This window comes from Pigmentiphaga sp. NML080357, assembly GCF_002188465.1.
Classification (GTDB): Bacteria; Pseudomonadota; Gammaproteobacteria; order Burkholderiales; family Burkholderiaceae_B; genus Pigmentiphaga.
Genome location: NZ_NINW01000048.1, coordinates 25,155 through 41,900, shown reverse-complemented (window position 1 = coordinate 41,900; position 16,746 = coordinate 25,155). Strand labels below are relative to the sequence as shown.

General features: G+C 67.7%; 15 protein-coding genes. 2 read left to right on the top strand and 13 right to left on the bottom strand.

What is annotated here, in order from left to right; all coding sequences use genetic code 11:
* The first annotated feature begins 38 nt into the window (after nucleotides 1–38).
* Complete coding sequence (locus CDO44_RS22030) at nucleotides 39–1,490, top strand: aldehyde dehydrogenase (RefSeq protein ID WP_087782403.1); 1,452 nt, start codon at nucleotides 39–41, stop codon at nucleotides 1,488–1,490.
* 73 nt (nucleotides 1,491–1,563) lie between these two features.
* Here CDO44_RS22030 and CDO44_RS27705 read toward each other — a convergent pair whose 3' ends face one another.
* From CDO44_RS27705 to CDO44_RS21995, 7 genes are all read right to left on the bottom strand, one after another.
* Nucleotides 1,564–2,076, bottom strand: a complete 513-nt coding sequence (locus tag CDO44_RS27705; RefSeq protein ID WP_158213382.1) for a histone — start codon at nucleotides 2,074–2,076, stop codon at nucleotides 1,564–1,566.
* A gap of 171 nt (nucleotides 2,077–2,247) precedes the next feature.
* A complete protein-coding gene (locus CDO44_RS22020; RefSeq protein WP_158213381.1) occupies nucleotides 2,248–3,528 on the bottom strand; it encodes an MFS transporter in 1,281 nt (426 codons plus the stop codon).
* A 96-nt stretch (nucleotides 3,529–3,624) separates the two neighbouring features.
* On the bottom strand, nucleotides 3,625–4,338 hold the full coding sequence (locus tag CDO44_RS22015; RefSeq protein WP_087782400.1) for an ABC transporter ATP-binding protein: 714 nt from the start codon (nucleotides 4,336–4,338) through the stop codon (nucleotides 3,625–3,627).
* Nucleotides 4,335–5,114 (bottom strand): ABC transporter ATP-binding protein, encoded by a 780-nt coding sequence (locus CDO44_RS22010; protein ID WP_087782399.1) that lies wholly within the window; start codon nucleotides 5,112–5,114, stop codon nucleotides 4,335–4,337. Before CDO44_RS22010 ends, CDO44_RS22015 begins: the two co-directional genes overlap by 4 nt.
* Nucleotide 5,115: 1 nt before the next feature.
* Nucleotides 5,116–5,973, bottom strand: a complete 858-nt coding sequence (locus tag CDO44_RS22005; protein WP_087782398.1) for a branched-chain amino acid ABC transporter permease — start codon at nucleotides 5,971–5,973, stop codon at nucleotides 5,116–5,118.
* 15 nt (nucleotides 5,974–5,988) lie between these two features.
* On the bottom strand, nucleotides 5,989–6,870 hold the full coding sequence (locus CDO44_RS22000) for a branched-chain amino acid ABC transporter permease (RefSeq protein ID WP_087782397.1): 882 nt from the start codon (nucleotides 6,868–6,870) through the stop codon (nucleotides 5,989–5,991).
* Nucleotides 6,871–7,159: 289 nt separating this feature from the next.
* On the bottom strand, nucleotides 7,160–8,311 hold the full coding sequence (locus CDO44_RS21995) for an ABC transporter substrate-binding protein (protein ID WP_087782396.1): 1,152 nt from the start codon (nucleotides 8,309–8,311) through the stop codon (nucleotides 7,160–7,162).
* Between the two features lie 200 nt (nucleotides 8,312–8,511).
* Between CDO44_RS21995 and epsC the strand changes: the two genes are divergently transcribed.
* Nucleotides 8,512–9,432, top strand: a complete 921-nt coding sequence (gene epsC, locus CDO44_RS21990; RefSeq protein WP_087782480.1) for a serine O-acetyltransferase EpsC — start codon at nucleotides 8,512–8,514, stop codon at nucleotides 9,430–9,432.
* Nucleotides 9,433–9,480: 48 nt separating this feature from the next.
* On the opposite strand, the gene CDO44_RS21985 is transcribed toward epsC, so the two are convergent.
* The 6 genes from CDO44_RS21985 to CDO44_RS21960 form a co-directional block, all read right to left on the bottom strand.
* On the bottom strand, nucleotides 9,481–9,996 hold the full coding sequence (locus CDO44_RS21985; RefSeq protein WP_087782395.1) for a GDYXXLXY domain-containing protein: 516 nt from the start codon (nucleotides 9,994–9,996) through the stop codon (nucleotides 9,481–9,483).
* Nucleotides 9,993–11,075: a DUF4401 domain-containing protein gene (locus tag CDO44_RS21980; RefSeq protein ID WP_087782394.1), complete on the bottom strand. Its 1,083-nt coding sequence runs from the start codon at nucleotides 11,073–11,075 to the stop codon at nucleotides 9,993–9,995. The genes CDO44_RS21985 and CDO44_RS21980 overlap by 4 nt, the downstream gene beginning before the upstream one ends.
* Entirely contained in the window at nucleotides 11,072–12,070 is a 999-nt protein-coding gene (locus tag CDO44_RS21975; protein WP_158213380.1) for a DUF2157 domain-containing protein, read from the bottom strand. The genes CDO44_RS21980 and CDO44_RS21975 overlap by 4 nt, the downstream gene beginning before the upstream one ends.
* Nucleotides 12,067–13,554, bottom strand: a complete 1,488-nt coding sequence (locus CDO44_RS21970; RefSeq protein WP_087782393.1) for an HDOD domain-containing protein — start codon at nucleotides 13,552–13,554, stop codon at nucleotides 12,067–12,069. Before CDO44_RS21970 ends, CDO44_RS21975 begins: the two co-directional genes overlap by 4 nt.
* A 27-nt stretch (nucleotides 13,555–13,581) precedes the next feature.
* Nucleotides 13,582–15,279 carry a bifunctional diguanylate cyclase/phosphodiesterase gene (locus CDO44_RS21965; protein ID WP_087782392.1) on the bottom strand — a complete coding sequence of 566 codons (1,698 nt, stop codon included), beginning with the start codon at nucleotides 15,277–15,279 and terminating at the stop codon, nucleotides 13,582–13,584.
* Between the two features lie 147 nt (nucleotides 15,280–15,426).
* Nucleotides 15,427–16,608: an HPP family protein gene (locus CDO44_RS21960; protein ID WP_198951424.1), complete on the bottom strand. Its 1,182-nt coding sequence runs from the start codon at nucleotides 16,606–16,608 to the stop codon at nucleotides 15,427–15,429.
* Between the last annotated feature and the right edge of the window lie 138 nt (nucleotides 16,609–16,746).

The window sequence follows — 16,746 nt, the reverse complement described above, 5'->3', positions numbered from 1 at the left end:
GGCGGCCCTTGCCGGCCGCCTTCACTGGAGCCTCATTCATGTTCGACATCAAGCTGCTGATCGACAACGAAGACCGCGATGCCGCGGCAAGCGCCACCTTCGTGCGGCGCGACCCGGTGACCGGCGCGGAAAGCACCCGCGCCGTTGCCGCCACGGTAGCCGATGCGCGGGCCGCGGCCGATGCCGCCGCCGCGGCCTTTCCCGCCTGGGCGGCGCTTGCGCCGAACGAGCGGCGGCGGCTGCTTAACCGCGCCGCCGACCTGCTCGAGAACCGCACGCCCGAATTCATCGACCGCATGATTGCCGAAACCGGCGCCACCCGAGGCTGGGCCGGCTTCAACGCCCATCTTGCGGCGGGCATCCTGCGCGAAGCCGCGGCGATGACCACGCAGATCTCCGGCGAGGTCATCCCGTCCGACGTGCCCGGCAGCCTGGCGATGGCCGTGCGCCAGCCGGTGGGGGTCGTCGTTGGCATCGCTCCCTGGAACGCCCCCATCATCCTGGGCACCCGTTCCATCGCCATGCCACTGGCCTGCGGCAACACGGTCGTGTTCAAGGTCTCGGAACTCTGCCCCGCCACGCATCATCTCATCGCCGACGTGCTGCGTGAGGCCGGCCTGCCGGCCGGCGTGGTCAACGTCGTCTCCAACGCGCCGGATGACGCGCCGGCCGTGGTCGAGGCGCTGGTCGCCCATCCGGCGGTGCGGCGGGTCAATTTCACCGGCTCGACGCGCGTGGGCCGCATCATCGCGCAGACGGCGGCGCGCTACCTGAAGCCGGTGCTGCTCGAATTGGGCGGCAAGGCGCCGCTGCTGGTGCTGGACGACGCGGACCTGGACGCCGCGGTCGACGCGGCGGCGTTCGGCGCGTTCATGAACCAGGGGCAGATCTGCATGTCGACCGAACGGCTGGTGGTGGACGACGCGGTGGCCGACGCGTTCGCGGCCAAGTTCGCCGCCAAGGCCGCCGCCCTGCCCGCCGGCGACCCGCGCCGCGACGACGTCGTGCTCGGCGCGGTGGTGACGGCGGAAGCCGTGCAGCGCATCCGCCGGCTGATCGACGACGCCGTGTCCAAAGGCGCCAAGCTCGTCGCCGGCGGCCAGATCGAGGGCAACATCATGGCGGCCACGGTCCTCGACAAGGTCACGCCGGCCATGGAAATCTACGGCGAGGAGTCCTTCGGGCCGGTGGTCTGCATCGTGCGCGTCAGCGGCGTGGAGGAAGCGATCCGGGTCGCCAACGACAGCGAGTATGGGTTGTCGTCGGCCATTTTCAGCCGCGACATCGCGCGGGCGATGGAGGTGGCCAAGCGCATCGAGAGCGGGATCTGCCACATCAACGGCCCCACGGTGCACGACGAGGCGCAGATGCCGTTTGGCGGCGTCAAAGCCAGCGGCTACGGACGCTTCGGCGGCAAGGCCGGGATCAACGAATTCACCGAGCTGCGCTGGATCACGGTGCAAACGACGCCACGGCATTATCCATTCTGAATCCCCGCTGGCCGCTGCGCGAGAGCAAAAAAAATGCCGCCCCGAAGGGCGGCATTTTTCAACGCGTCGCGGCTCAGGCGGCGGCCGGAGCCGGGGCGGCTTGCTGCTCGGCGGCGGCCGGTGCGGCAACCGGAGCGACAGCCTTCTTGCGAACCACGCGCTTGGCGGCGGGCTTCTTCGCAGCGGGCTTGACCGCAGGCTTGGCGGCCGGCTTGACCGGCTTGGCAGCCTTGGCGGCGGGCTTGGCGGCAGCCTTCTTGGCCGGCGCGGCCGGGGAAGCGGCCTTGGCTTTCTTGGCAGCAGGCTTCTTGTCGCCTGCGGCCACGACAGCCTTGGCCTCTTTCAGAGCGGCCTTGACGGCCTTCTCGTAGAGGCTCACGCGTTGCGCGGCATCCTTGCGAGCCTTCTCCGAACGCTCCAGCGCCTTCTTGGCGGCTTCGCCCAGACGCACGGCGGCGGCTTCGAGCTTCACCAGCACGCCCGATCCGGCCGACTTGGCCGGAGCGGCTTTCTTGGCGACCTTCGCGGCCGGCTTCTTGGCTGCCGGTTTGGCAGCGGCCTTAACGGATTGCGATTTCTTAACCATATCAATCTCAAAAAGTCGAGGCCCGAAGTGTTAATGGTGCTCTGAACAATGTCAACCCTTTTGGCCGCAAAAACACGTCGGCGACGATTTTTTTTTGCGACACGCAATGCGGTCACGCATGCAGGCTTTGTTCCGGCGTTACGTCGATGGCGTCGCCGTCGAAGCGTGCGATCAGCGCGACGTGCCGGCTTTCATCGTCGCGGCCGCAATACCCCAGGTCAATAAGCCGCACGCGGCGGCGAGCATGCCCACGGCTACGACGGGCGCGATCGGAAGCACCCCCACCGCGGTGCTTCCCAGCGCACCGCCCAGCATCTGCGAAGCTCCCAGCACGGCGGCGCCCACACCGGCCATCGCTCCCGCGTCCTGCAATCCCAAGGCATAGATGGCCGGCATCACGAAGCCGCCAAAGAACAGGCTCGCCGCCATCGCCGCGACGAACAGCGCGACTTCCCACCACTGCCCGTGCGCATCGCTCAAGACCAGGCCAACGACCAGCGCCACGACACCGGCGCAGGCTGCGCCGCGCACGCCGGCGGCCAGGATCCGTTGCGGCGCGACGCCGCGCTGCGACAGGCGAGCGGTTGCGAGCGAACCCGCGAGCACGGCCGCCGAGGCGATGGCGAACGCGACCGCATAGGCGGCGCTCGAGATCCGCATCCTGTCGATCAACACGAACGGCGAACCACTGATGAAGACGAACATGCCGCAAAAGACCATGCCCAGCGACACTGCCAGGGCCAGCGCGTGCGGAAGGGAGATAAAGCGCCGGTACCCGGAAGGCGTACCGGAGGCGCCTGATGCGGAAGGCGCCTCCGGTGCACCGGCGGGCGCCTGCGCGGCCGATGCGCGCAACGCCTGCAGCCGTCCGCTGCGCAGGCGCGCCGCGACGATGCCGATCAACAACAGCCCCGCGCCGGCCAGCACGCCGAACAACCCGCGCCAACCGGCCAGGTGAATGACCAGCGCGCCGAGAAGCGGCGCAACGATGGGCGCCAGGCTCAATACCGCCACGATGAAGGATTGGATGGTGGCCCGCTGCTGTGGTTGCGGAAACACGTCGCGCACCAGGGCAATGCCAGCCACCGACGCAGCCGATGCGCCGAATCCCTGCAGCGCCCGCCAGCCGACCAGCGCCGCTCCGCCCTGCGCCAGCATGCAGGCAAGCGCCGCCACGACGTACACCACGAGGCCCGACAGGATGATGCGCAGCCGGCCATGGCGGTCGGACAACGGTCCCCACGCCAGTTGTCCGAAGCCGAAGGTCAGCATGAAGGCGCCTAGCGTGGCCTGCATCTGCGCGTCGGAGGCGCCCAATTCCGCACCGATGGCGGGTAGGCCTGGCAGGCTGATGTCGATGGACAGCGGCGGCAGGCCCGCAAGCAGGCCCAGCACGATGATGAATCCTACCGGCAAGGCGATGCGTGCCGGCGCTTGGCGCCTGTCGTCCACGGCGGGATCTCCTCGGGAAAAGCAAAAAAAGAGCACGCCACATGCATGGCGTGCTCCTTTATTATGCGGCGGCCTGAACGGCGCGGGATAGGTCCGCTAGCCTCCCAGATACGCTTCCACCAGGCGCCGGTCGCCCAGCAGCTCCTTGCCGCTGCCAGCCAGCGCGATCTTGCCGGTCTCCAGCACGTAGCCGCGGTGGGCAATCTTGAGCGCCTGCCTGACGTTCTGCTCGACCAGGAAAATCGTCAATCCCTGGCGGTTGATCTCGCGCAAAGTGCGGAAGATCTCCTGGACGATGATGGGCGCCAGACCCATGGACGGCTCGTCCAGCAGCAGCACCCGCGGCTTGGCCATCAGGGCGCGGCCGATGGCGAGCATTTGCTGTTCGCCGCCGGACAGGTTGCCCGCCATGCCGTTCAGGCGCTCTTTCAGGCGCGGGAAAAGTTCGAACACGCGATCCAGGTCGGCGCCGACTTCACCCTTGTCGCGCCGCGTGTACGCGCCGAGCTCGAGGTTTTCGCGTACCGTCATCGTGGTCAGGATCGCACGCCCTTCGGCCACCTGCACGATGCCCCGGGAGACGATCTTGTGCGGAGCCAGCCGGGTTATGTCCTCGCCCTCGAACATGATCGTGCCGGATGCCTTGGGGACGAGGCCGGACAGCGCCAGCAGCGTGGTGGACTTGCCGGCGCCGTTGGCGCCGACCAGCGTCGTGATCTCGCCCTCGCGCAGTTCGAGGTCGATGCCCTTGACGGCGGCGATATGACCGTAGGACACCTCCAGCCCGGATACCTTGAGCAGCGGATTCATGCCTGCACCTCGTCCGCCACGTCGTCCTCCCGCCCCAGATAGGCTTCGATCACCATCGGGTTGTTGCGGATCTCCTCGGGCTTGCCTTCGGCGATGATGCGCCCGAAGTTGAGCACCGCGATGCGGTCGCACAGGCCCATCACGAAGCGCATGTCGTGTTCGATCATGAATATGGTGTAGCCACGGGACTTGATGTTCTCGATCTCGGCCATCAGGTCCACCTTTTCGCCGGTGTTCATGCCCGCCACCGGCTCGTCCAGCAAAAGCAGCCTGGGTTCGGTGGCCAGCGCGCGCGCCAGCTCGAGCTTGCGCTGGTCGCCATAAGAAAGATTGTCCGCCGTCTGGTGCGCCTTGTGCTCGAGCTTGACCCAGGACAGGAGCTCCAGGGCCCGTTCGCGCGCCCGGCGCTCCTGGGCGCGGAACCCCGGCAGCGATAGCAGCAGTCCCGCCGGCCCATAGTCGAGATGGCGATGCATACCCACCACCACGTTCTCGAGCAGCGACATTTCCTTGAAGATGCGGATGTTCTGGAACGTGCGGGAAATGCCCAGGCGCGTGATCTGATGCGGCTTGGCGCCGGCCAGGTCGCGGCCGTCGAACGTCATGCTCCCGCCCGAAGGCTCGAGCAACCCGGTGATCAGGTTGAACACCGTCGTCTTGCCGGCGCCGTTGGGCCCGATTAGGCCGAAGATGGTCCCTTGCGGAACCTCGATATTGACGTCCTGCAATACGTGCAGCCCGCCGAAATGCTTGGAGATGGATTGAAGCTTGAGCATGTCAGGTACCCCGCCGGCGGAACCAGCTGCGCAGCAGCGCCGGATCCCAGATGCCCTTGGGCAGGAACAGGACGATCAGGACCAGGATCACGCCGTTGATGACGAGCCGGAAATCGCTGAACGCACGCAGCGTCTCGGGCAGCAGTGTCAGGATCACGGCACCCGCCACCGGTCCGGCCAGGCTGCCGATGCCGCCCAGTATCGTCATGGTCAGGATCTCGACGCCGCGGTCGAATCCGTACTCATTGGGGCCGATGAAGAACGTCAGGTGCGCGTTGAGTGCGCCCGCCAGCCCCGCCAGCAGCGCCCCCAGGACGAAAGCGAGCATCTTGGTGTTGTTGACGTCGATGCCCATCAGGCCGGCCGCGGTCTCGTCTTCCTTGATGGCCTCGAAGGCGCGGCCGACCTTGGAGCGGCGCAGGCGGTACAGCACGGCCAGCGCCAGCACCACCGCCAGCGCGATATGCCACCACTGGGTCAGCTGGGGGATGCCGTTCAGCCCCAGCGCGCCGCCGGTCCAGGATTCCGTGTTGAGGATGACCACGCGGACGACCTCGCCAAACCCGAGGGTGGCCATGGCGAGGTACACGCCCGAGAGGCGCAGCGTGGGCTTGCCGATGACGAACGCGACCAGCATGGGGGCCGCCATGCCGCCCAGCAGCGCCACGGGGAAAGACATCTCGTAGTTCATGGTCAGGATGGACGCCGTGTACGCGCCTATCCCCATGAAGGCGGCATTGGCCATGGCCAGCATGCCGCACGAAAGCGTCAGGTAGATGGACAACGCCAGCAGCGCATTGGTGCCGAGGGTCAGCACGAGGTTGCTGTAGATCGCCCAGAAGTTATCGAACCATTCCATTTCTTTCTTCGCCCTTTATGCCTTGCGTTCCAGCACCTTGCCGAACAAGCCTTGCGGACGAACGAGCAGAATCAGGAACAACAGGCCGAAGGCCACGGCGTCGCGCATGGTGGACCCCACGTAGGCGACCGACAGCACCTCGGCGAACCCCAGGAACAGGCCGCCTATCATGGCGCCGCGGATGTCGCCCATGCCGCCCAGGATGATGACCGCGATGCCCTTGTGCAGCATGGGTTGCCCCATCAGCGGGAAGACCGCGTTGGAATACAGCCCGATCAGCACGCCCGCCACCCCGCCCAGCGCGGCGGCGGCGAACGAGGTGAGCAGGAACAGCCCTTCGACGTTGATGCCCAGCAGCGAGGCCGCCTTGGGCGACTCGGCGATGGCGCGCAGGCCCCGGCCGAGCTGGGTCCGTTTCATGATCACCATCAGCGCCGCCATCAGCGCGAACGACAGGAAAATGATGATGAGCTCGATCACCGTCATGTGAAGGCCGGCGATCTGGATGGCGTCGTCGGGCACGAGGCCGGCCGGGAAGCGCATGTTGGCCGCCCCGTAGATCCCCTGCATGCCGCTGTTGAGCGCGATGGCGACGCCTATGGTGGCGATCATGGGAATCAGGTGCGGCGCATTGCGCTTGCGCAGGCGCTTGAGGATGAGCACGTCGATCAGGATGCCGACGAGCCCGCTGCCCAGCGCGGCGGCGGCGAGGGCCGCCCACAGCGGCAGGCCGAACTGGGAAACCAGTTGCAGCGCCACGTAGGCGCCCACCATGAAGACGGCGCCATGGGAAAGATTGATGACGCCCAGGACGCCGAACACCAGCGTGAAACCGAGCGCGAACAGGGCGTAAACGCACCCGAGCGAAAGCGCGTTGACGAGTTGTTGATGGAACATGGCACCCCCTACGCGCTTCGCGCGCCCTGTATGGTGAGCCCCCATCCGCTACGCGGCAGCCCCCCGAGAGGGCCGGGACTCGCCTCGGGGCGGCGCTGGCAGACCGGCGGAGCCGGATCCGCGGCGCCGTGAATCAGAGCAGCCCACCTTTCGTGGGACCGAATACAGGATCGAAGCAGCAAGGTTACAAGTGAAAAATGGGCGAGAGCCCTACTATTACAAAGGGCGCGGGAGTCCCGCGCCCTTTTCGGATCGCCGGCACGGAGCCGGCGGATTCCGCAGGTACCGATTACTTCTCGATGACGTAGCGGCCGCCGCGGGTGACCATCACGATGGGGGTCTGGACCGCATCGTAGCCGCCGGGCTTGCCGCCGGCGCCCTTGGCCTGGCGGAACTGGAAGGCTCCGGTGGCGCCGGTGATCTTCACCGCGGGCAGCGCCGCCTGCAGCGCCTGGCGGTCGTTCTGCACGTTGCCGGAGAGCTTCACCTTCTTCAGGGCTTCGGCCACGATGTGCATCGCGTCATAGGCCTGGGCGGCGAACTGGTCCGGCGCGATATTGTACTTGGCCTTGTAGGCGGCGATGAACTTGGTGTTCTCGGGCGTCGCGTTCTCGATGGACCAGGGGCTGCCCACCCACAGGCCGTCCGCCTTTTCCTTGGCGAGGTCGAATACCTTGACCGAGTTCATGCCGTTGCCGCCGATGAAGGGCACGTTCAGCCCGAGCTGGCGCGCCTGAACCATGATCGGGCCGCCTTCGGCAATCAGCGCCGACAGCACCACGGCGTCGGGATTGGAGGCCTTGATCTTGGTCAGCTGGGCCTTGAAATCGACGTCGCCCTTGGCGAAGGTCTCGGTGGTGGTGACCGGGATCTTCAAGTCCTCCAGCGCCTTCTTGAAGTTGTCGTAGCCGCTCTTGGTGAAGACGTCGTCGTTGCCGTAGAAGACGGCGACCTTCTTGATGTTGTTGTGCTTGGCCGCGACACGGATCGTCTCGGGCAGCACGTCGGCTTCCGTCACGGAATTGCGGAAGACGTAGTTGCCGATGGAGGTGATGCCGTCGGCGGTGTTGGACGTGCCGAACACCGGCGTCTTGGCGCCCTGGGCGATGGGATCGGCCGCCTGGGCCGAGTTGGACAGCGTCGGCCCGAAGATCAGCACGACCCGGTCCTGGAAAATCAGCTTCTTGAAGACGTTGATGGCTTCTTCTTTCTTGCCCTGTTCGTCTTCGATGACCAGCTTGATGGTATTGCCGTTGACGCCGCCCGCGGCGTTGAGTTCGTCGGCGGCAAGCTGGAAGCCATTGCGGATGGCAGCGCCGTACTGGCCGGCACCGCCGGACAGCGCCGCCGCCAGGCCGATCTTGACCTCGGCGGCCTGCGCGAAAGCGGCGACGCCCAGCGCGGCCGCGGCCACCAGCGATTGACTGAAAATGCGGTTCATAATTGATGTCCCTGAAGGCGTCGACTTTGCGCATGGGCTCCTGGGACGCGGGACTGCGTCAGCCGCATGCGCGGGCGACTTGGGGCGATATTCTACCGTTTCGGGCCATACCAGACGAGTCGAAAGGGTTTCCCCTAGCGGGAGACGGCGCTTCGACTATGCTTGGGGGCATCGCCCACGCAACCGCGTTTCGTTCCATCATGATCGCATCCCATACCCCATCTTCGGATATCTCGCCCGAGTGGAACCTGGCCGACATCGTCGAGCAGCTGCGCACCTCGCGCGAGATCGAGCACAAGATCCGCTACCTCGACCGCGTGCGCGAACTGCCCTCGCGCGAAGCGCTGGTCACCGTGCTGGACGGCCTGTCGGCGGCCCTGTTTCCGACCCACTACGGCCGCTGCAAGCTGACCGACGACAGTATCGATTACTTCGTCGGCAACACGCTCAACGCCACCCTCAACCTGCTCTGCGAGCAAGTCCGGCGCGCCCTGTATTTCTCGGAGGCCCCCGACACCCACGACCAGCAGGGCCTGCAGGTCAAGGCGATCGACATCACGCGCCGGTTCGCCGCCCAGCTCCCGGCCATCCGCGCGGTACTGGTCAGCGACCTGCATGCCGCCTACCAGGGCGATCCGGCCGCCACCAGCATCTCGGAGATCCTGCTGTCGTATCCGGGCATCAAGGCCATCATCCATTACCGGCTGGCGCATGCGATCCACAAACTGGGCGCGCCGTTCCTGGCCCGGCTGATCTCGGACATCGCCCATTCGACCACCGGCATCGACATCCACCCCGCGGCACAGATCGGCGCGAGCTTCTTCATCGACCACGGCACCGGCGTCGTCATCGGCGAGACCACCATCATCGGCGAACGCGTCCGCCTCTACCAGGCCGTCACGCTGGGCGCCAAACGTTTCCCCGCCGACCCGGACGGCAAGCTGACCAAGGGCATCGCGCGCCACCCCATCGTCGAGGACGACGTGGTGATCTACGCCGGCGCGACCATCCTCGGCCGCATCACCATCGGCCGCGGGTCCACCGTCGGCGGCAACGTCTGGCTGACCCAGAGCGTGCCGGCCGGCAGCAACGTCACCCAGGCCAAGAGCCAGGAAGATTGACGCCCGCTCGCCCGCGCTCCGCCCCCTCCAGGCGGCGCGCCGGCGGCCTTACTTTCCCGCCGGGCTCGGCCCCAGCCACGCCAGGTCGGCATCCTGCAATCCCACCAGCACCGCCCTGCCCCGCGCATCCACCCGCAGCGCGCCATAGCGGGCGCGGACATAGGCCTGCGCCATTCCCTCCTGGAAGTAGTACGCGTCCGTGGCGATCCGCATCCGCCCATTGCGGACGGTATAGGCGAGCCGGCTCTCTCCTTCGGCCAGCGGCCCGCCCTCGTCCAGCCGGACCAGCGTGGCGCGGGTAGACCCCGCCTCGCGCCTGACCACAATCGCGCCCGCCCGGGGCAGCCGCTCGCCATAGCGCTGCCGCGCTTCATGCGCCACCGCCCAGTCCAGCGCCATGTAGTCACCCTGCATCAGCGACCGCGGGTCGACCGGGGCCAGTTCCAGCGACAGCAGCGTGCCATGGGCCAACAGCGATTCGTTGCGCCAGATCGACACGTTGACCGCTGCCAGCACCAGCGCCAGGCCGACGGCGATGAGCCAGCGTACCGCGCGCTCGCTCATGGTCCGGCCTCCCGCGCCCCGAGCCGGGACACGCCGCGCCAGGCCAGCAGCAATACCACTCCCAGCGCCAGCAGCATTGCCGCCTTGCGGGGCAGGGTCCAGTGCTGCGCGTAGTAGAACCAGCCGACGCCCCACAGCGCCACCATCAACCCGCCTTTCCACAAGGGCCCCCGGCCGCGGGAATAGCCCAGGACCGCGGTCAGCAGGCCGAACGCCACGCCCTGCGCCCATGCGCCCGCGAGGACGACCGCCAACGCCGCGCCGGTGGCCCAGCCCCGGGCAGGTTGCCCCGCAAGGGCCGACAGCCGCCAGGCGGCGAACGCCAGCGGCAAGGCCGCCAGCAAGGCGAGCCCCCAGGACACGGCGCGCCAGCCCGCGGGCGTCTCCATCCCCACTGCCGACCAAAGGCCGCTGGCCAGGCCCAGGGCCCAAAGCGCCAGCGTCGCGCCCCAGGCGAGCGGCGCCTGGCGCTCGCCCAGGCGATAGGCAAGGCGGGTTTCGGCCAGCCAGCAGATCGTGCAGGTCCACGCCGCCACCGCTGCGACAGGACTGGGCCAATCCAGCGCCCGTATCCCCCCTTCGGCGGCGAGAAACGCCGCCGCCACGCCGAAGGTGCGGGCAGTCCTGTCGGGCATGGCGACCGCCAGTGCGGCGCCGGCCAGCGCCGCCGCGGCCCACGCCTGGGCGGCGGATAGCCAAAGCCCGGCGGCGACGGCGATCGCGCCATAGCCGGCGAGGCACAGGCTCAATGCGAACTGCGCCCGCAGCTCGGAGGCCTTGCCCCGGAACAGCACGCCGGCGGCAAGCACCAGCAGGACGCCGGCCACGGCCAGACTGCGCTCGTCGAAGGGATCCGGCACGACCAGTCCGAGGAACACCAGCAGCAACAGCCCGCCCAGCCAGCCGCACACGGCCAGCATGGCCCGCACGTGCCAGGGCGCCGGCGGACCGTCGGCCGGACTGCCGGGGGGCGCGCCGTCGACCAGGCCGCCGGCATGGAGCTGCCTCCAGATCGACTCGAATCCGGGCCTGGATGGGGCCCCGTCTGGCCGTACGGGCGGCCGGGTTGGAGCGCTCATTCAGCTCCCCACCGCGCCTGCAGGCGCCGCAGCCACACGGCCGCCCCGGCCGAGGCCAGGACCAGGAATACGCCGATGACGAGCACGCCCAGCTCCCCTCCGTTACCTTCGGACAGCAGACGCAACAGCACGGCCGTCGCGACCACGATGGCGGCCATGCAGCAGAGGGTGAGCATGAGCAGGTCGCGGCGCCGGCGGTAGAAAAGGAAACCGCCTGCCAATGCCAGCAACATCGCCGCGCGCGTCACCCAGTATCCGGCTCCCGCGTTGCGGCCGCCGTCCAGGATTGCCCCGGCCAGCCCGACCACGACGATGGCCAGCAGCAGCGTGCCGGCCAGGCGCGGTAGCAGGCGCCCCGCCCCGCCTTCGGCCAAGCGGGCGCTCAGCCGCTCCGCCAGCGCCGCGGCGGCAAGATCGAGCCAGAACAGCGTGGCATGCGGCCCGCCGTCTCCCGCGAGGGCATCCACCAGGAACGGCGAAAAGCGGCCCGCATAGAGCTGCGCGGCCAGGTTCGCCAACACGAGCAGGAGCACCCAGGCGGCCGCCGAACGCGAGGCCGCCACCCATGGAAAAATGAGCACCGCCCACGCCAGGAACAGTTGGTAGTTGTCCGCGCCGCTCTGGTAGCGCTGGCCGACGTAGGCCAGCAGCGCGCCGCAGGCGATCATGGCGAACAGCAGGGCCACCCGCCCGCCGGCGCGAGCCGTGCCCAGGCGCCAGGCCAGTCCCGCGGCAGCCACCAGCACGGCTTGCAGCAGCGCGAACTTGGCGATCGGCGGCCACGCCTGCCAATTGAAGGCGACGAAGAAAATGACGGCCGCGGCGCAGGCCAGCGCCCCGCCGTAGGCGCAGAGGCGTTCGAGGAACCCGCGCCAGGCCCGCGCATCGGGCAGCACGCCCGCCAGCCGCAGGCCTTCCTCGGCCGCGGCGGCCGGGATCCGGCGCCGTTGCGCCAGTTGCAGGAACCGTTCGCGGACGTGATCCCGGGCGCTCAATGGGATTCGGGAGCCGCCGCGCGGGCATGGCCGAAGAATCGGCCCAGTTCCCGCGCCAGCTCGTTCAGGGCGGCCATTTCCTCGGGCGGTATCTTGCGTGCCAGTTCGGCGCTGTTCCAGTCGCCGTAGATCAACGCGACCGTGTCCTTGTCGGCGCGCACGGGCAGCAGCACGAAGGCATGGCAATCGGGGACGACCTCGCGGAACCAGCGCGGGATATGCACGCTGAACTTGGGATCGCAGGCGTTCTCGATGAAGATTCCCACGGAATTGGTGATGGCCAGGTGGAAGACATCCACCGAGAATATCTCATTGAAGCGCAGTTGGGGCAGCAATTGCTCGATGCCGCGCCCGAATCCCAGCCGCGCCTCGAAGGTATGGCGGCGCGGATCGCGGACGAAAACGATGGTGCGCGAGAACTGCATGCCCGCCAGCATGGCCTCGGAGGCCATGGCAAGCACCGGCCCCAGGTTGTGCTCGGAAGGCAGCGAGCGCAGGTCGCGCATGCCCTCGCGCAACGTGCGTTCGGCGTTGTGCGAACCGCCCTGGGACGACTCGGCGTGCAGGTCGTCGATTTCCTGGATGAAACGCTGGCTCGCCCGTTCGCGGGTCAGCTGCTCCATGATGTCGTACAGCGGCCCCGGCGCGACCGACAGCGCCCGCGCATAGCGCTGCACCGTCTCGCGCATGCGGCGCTCGCGCAGCTCGACGTCCCCGCCGGCGATAGTCATGCTGCGGGACATCTGGACCGAAAACGTCGCCACCGCCTGCAGCCAGCGGTCGTGGTCCAGTACGCCCTCCTGGTCAGGCGGCACCGAGGACGGGTCGAACGGCTGCATTCCGCGCCGTATCACCGCCGGAAGGCCCCAGCGCTCGGCCGCGTCCTCGCCGAGCTCCTCGAAATTCACGCCCAGTACCTCGGCCGCCACCTCGTCCTCGGTGCGGCGGTATTCGAGCGCGTGCTCGCGGATCCGGGTCCATTCGTTCTCGAGATAGAAGATGCACAGCAGCTTTCCGAGCTGGCGCATCAGCGTGCAGACCACCGCCTCTTCGCTCGCCAGCACCTCGCGCGCCTCGCATACCTTGCGCGCCACGCAGCCGGCCAGCATGGCGCGGTTCAATTCGAGCTTGGCATCGAGCCGCTGCAACTGCAGGTGCGATTGCTGGAAATGGTCCACCAGCTTGAGCCCCAGCACGAGATGGCCCACGGCCTCGATGCCGAGCACCACCAGCGCCCGGGACACGGTGGTGATGTTGCCGCCGAATGCCATGTACATGGCGGAATTGGCGAGGCGGATGACGCGCTGCGTGAGCGTGAAGTCGGACAGGACGATCTGGACCAGCGCGGTAATATCGTAATCGTCGGCCTTCATGGCCGAGATGGTGGCGCGCAGGGAGTCGGACAGCAGCGGGAAATCGCCGCGCTCGTTGATGCGCGACCATAGCTTGCGGGTCAACGCATGGCGTTGTTGGATATCCGGCATGGAAAGGATCAGGTGGTGATGTCCGGCTCAGCAGTCCAGCGGCAGCAATTCGCCCGTTTCGAACTTGTGCGCCAACTCGGTAATGGGCAGGGCCTTGCAGACCAGCCAGCCCTGGATCAGCTCGCAGCCGCTGGACACCAGCAGCTCGCGTTGGGCCTCGGTTTCCACGCCTTCGGCCACCAGCGCCAGGCCCAGCGTGCGCGCCAGCCCCACGATCGCGGCAACGATGGCCTGGTCGTTGCGCGACACCGGCAGGTTGCTGATGAAACGGCGGTCGATCTTGAGCGCGGCGAGCGGAAAGCTCTGCAGATAGGCCAGGCTGGAGTAGCCTGTGCCGAAATCGTCGACGGCGAAGCGCACGCCCAGGTCGGTCAGCTCTTCCAGCAGCAGCTTGGCATGGTCGGGGTCCTCCATCAGCACGCTTTCGGTGATCTCGAGCACGATGCGCCGAGGCGCGAGCCCGGTCAGCTTGAACGCCTCGCGCACCGCCGCCGGAAACCGCTTGTCGCGGAATTGCTGGGCGGAGACGTTGACGGTGGCGTACTGCAAGTGGATGCCTCGCGCATCCCATTGCATGAGCTGCATGCAGGCATTCTTGAGCGCCCAGCCGCCCAGGAAATTGATCAGTCCGGCCGACTCGGCCAGCGAGATGAAGACTTCCGGCGATACCGGCCCCAGCACAGGGTGGTGCCAGCGCATCAGCGCCTCGATGCCGGCCACGCGACCGCTGCGAGCCTCGACGATGGGTTGGTAATACAGGGAGAACTCGCCGTTGCGGATGCCGCTGTGCAGGTCGGACTCGAGCTTGAGCGTATCGGGCCGGTTGCCCGCCGCGCGCCGCTCGTAGAAGGCGAAGCTGTAGCCGCGGTTGCGGCCCGCCTGCGCCAGGGCCTCGTCCACGTGATGCAGCAACTGGTCGCTGCCGTTGGCCGGGTCCGGGAACAGCACGGCGCCGATGCGGACCGACAGTTGCAGCGTCTGCCCCTCGTGCGAATATGGAAGCTGGATCGCGTCGGAAATGCGGCGGGCGAACTCCTCGACGTAGTTGCGGTCGGGAACGTCGCGCAGCAGGATCAGGAAGGCGTCGCTGTAGCAGCGCGCCACGAACTCCCGCGCGTGGCAGGCGTTCTTGAGGCGAAGTGCCGTCTCGTGCAGGATGCGGTCGCCGGCCTCGTAGCCGAACGCCTGGTTCACCCGGTGGAACTCGTCGATGTCGATCTGCATCAAGGCCACGCGAAAGCCCTTGTCCAGCGCCTCCTGCTTGGCCCGCTCGATCTCGTGGCGGGCCGAGGCGAGGTTGTCCAGCCCCGTCAGCACGTCGTGGTACATGGCGTAGGTCAGGCACTGCTCGTTGTCGGCCCATGCCGAGACGTCGTGCCCGACCACCGTCAATTGCCCCGGGTCGGCCGCGTCCGGCGAAATGCGCAGTTCCACCAGGCGCGGATAGGTCAGCGTCTTGATCAGGTGCAGCGTGCACTTCTGCACCTCTCCGGTCAGGTGCGCCTGCTTCAGGCAGGCGTCGAGCAGGGGCGCGTCTTCCTGGGGAACCAGATCGCGCAAGGTGATGATGCGCAGGTATTCGCGGTGGTAACCGATGAACGCCAGCCCCGGCGCCGAAATGTGGAGGAACCGGCCCTGCTGGTCGATGCGCGCGAAAAAATCGATAGCGTGCTCGAAAGAGGAGATCGAATCGGCGCGAACGCGGTCTAAGGTGTCAAGTCGCATGGAGGGACGGGCTCAGGGGAGATCCGGAGCCACGCTTGGACAGCAGGAGGATAGCGGGGCTTGCTCTCCGGTCAACGTACTTGTTCCGTAGTTAACGGCGCTTCCGGCGCCAAATTGAGATGCGCGGCGATCCGAAAAGACCCCTATTCATGCCTCTCTTCCGGCGCCGACCGCCCGCGACAAAGCCTTGACAAGATCGGTTTGCGTAATGATGCCCGCCAGTTTCCGCTCTTCGTCGATGATCGGGATGTGGTGATGGCCGCCTTCCGCAAAGAGCGGAACCAGCTCGATCACGTAGCGGCCGGCGCTGATCACCCGCACCTGGCGGGTCATGATTTCGGCGATGACGCCTGGCCGCCCCGCCGCTCCTCCCAGGCCGATCAACGCGCGCAGCCGGCCGCCCAGCCCCTCGGGCCGGTCCATGTCCAGTTGCCGCATGAAATCGGCCACCGTGACGATCCCGACCAGGCTGCTTCCCTTGTCCACCACCGGCAACGCCTTGACGCGGTGCCGGCGCATCAGCGACCAGGCCTCCTTCAACGGCATCTCTGGCGTCGCGACCACCGGTCCGGGCGTCATGATGTCCCGGCAGCGCAGCTCGCCCAGGTTGCGGCGATAGGCGGCCATTTCGGCGTGATGCAGCAGCTCTTCCAGGTCATCGCGGCTGACGTCCAGCACCTGGTTGTAGTGCGCCAGCGCGGCATCGAGATCGGCCGAGGTGAAGCGCGACCGCTGGCCGCTCGACGGGGCCGCCTGGGCATGGGGATAGCGCCGGCCCGTCAGGCTGTTGTAGGCCAGTCCCGCCATGACCAGCAGTACCGAATTGGTAAGCACGGGGAACAGCGCGAACTGATAGTCGGCCGCATGGGCGAGCACGGCCGTCAAGGCTGCCGCCCCGCCCGGCGGATGCAGGCAGCGCAGCGCCAGCATGGCGGCGATGGCCCCGCCCACGGCCAGCGCCGCCGCCAGCGCGGGATCGCCGACGTACCGGACGCAGGTGATGCCCACCAGCGCCGACAGGGTATTGCCTCCGATCACCGACCAAGGCTGGGCCAAGGGACTGGCCGGGACCGCGAACACCAGGACGGCGCTCGCGCCCAGTGGCGCGACCATCCAGGCCGTGGCCGCCCCCTCCCCCGCCATGAGCCGGCAGGCCCAGGCCGCCAGGAAGATCCCGGCGGCGGCCCCGGCAATGATGCGCAGGCGCTCGCGGCCGCTGATGCGGACCCGCCCCGGGCGAAAGGACAGCAGCCAGGCCCGCAGCGCGGCGAGGATGGGAAAGGGCAATGAGGGGGAGACGGGCGGAGAGGAAGCGGAACGATCGGACATGAAGAGCAAGGCAACGGCGCGATCCGCCGGATTGAACCAGCCGGGCATAGTACTGGATTTGGGCGCCCTCCCCGGTTCGCCCCGATAACCCCGATGCCGCAACGGGCATGCGCATATATCGTTACTTAACGATATATG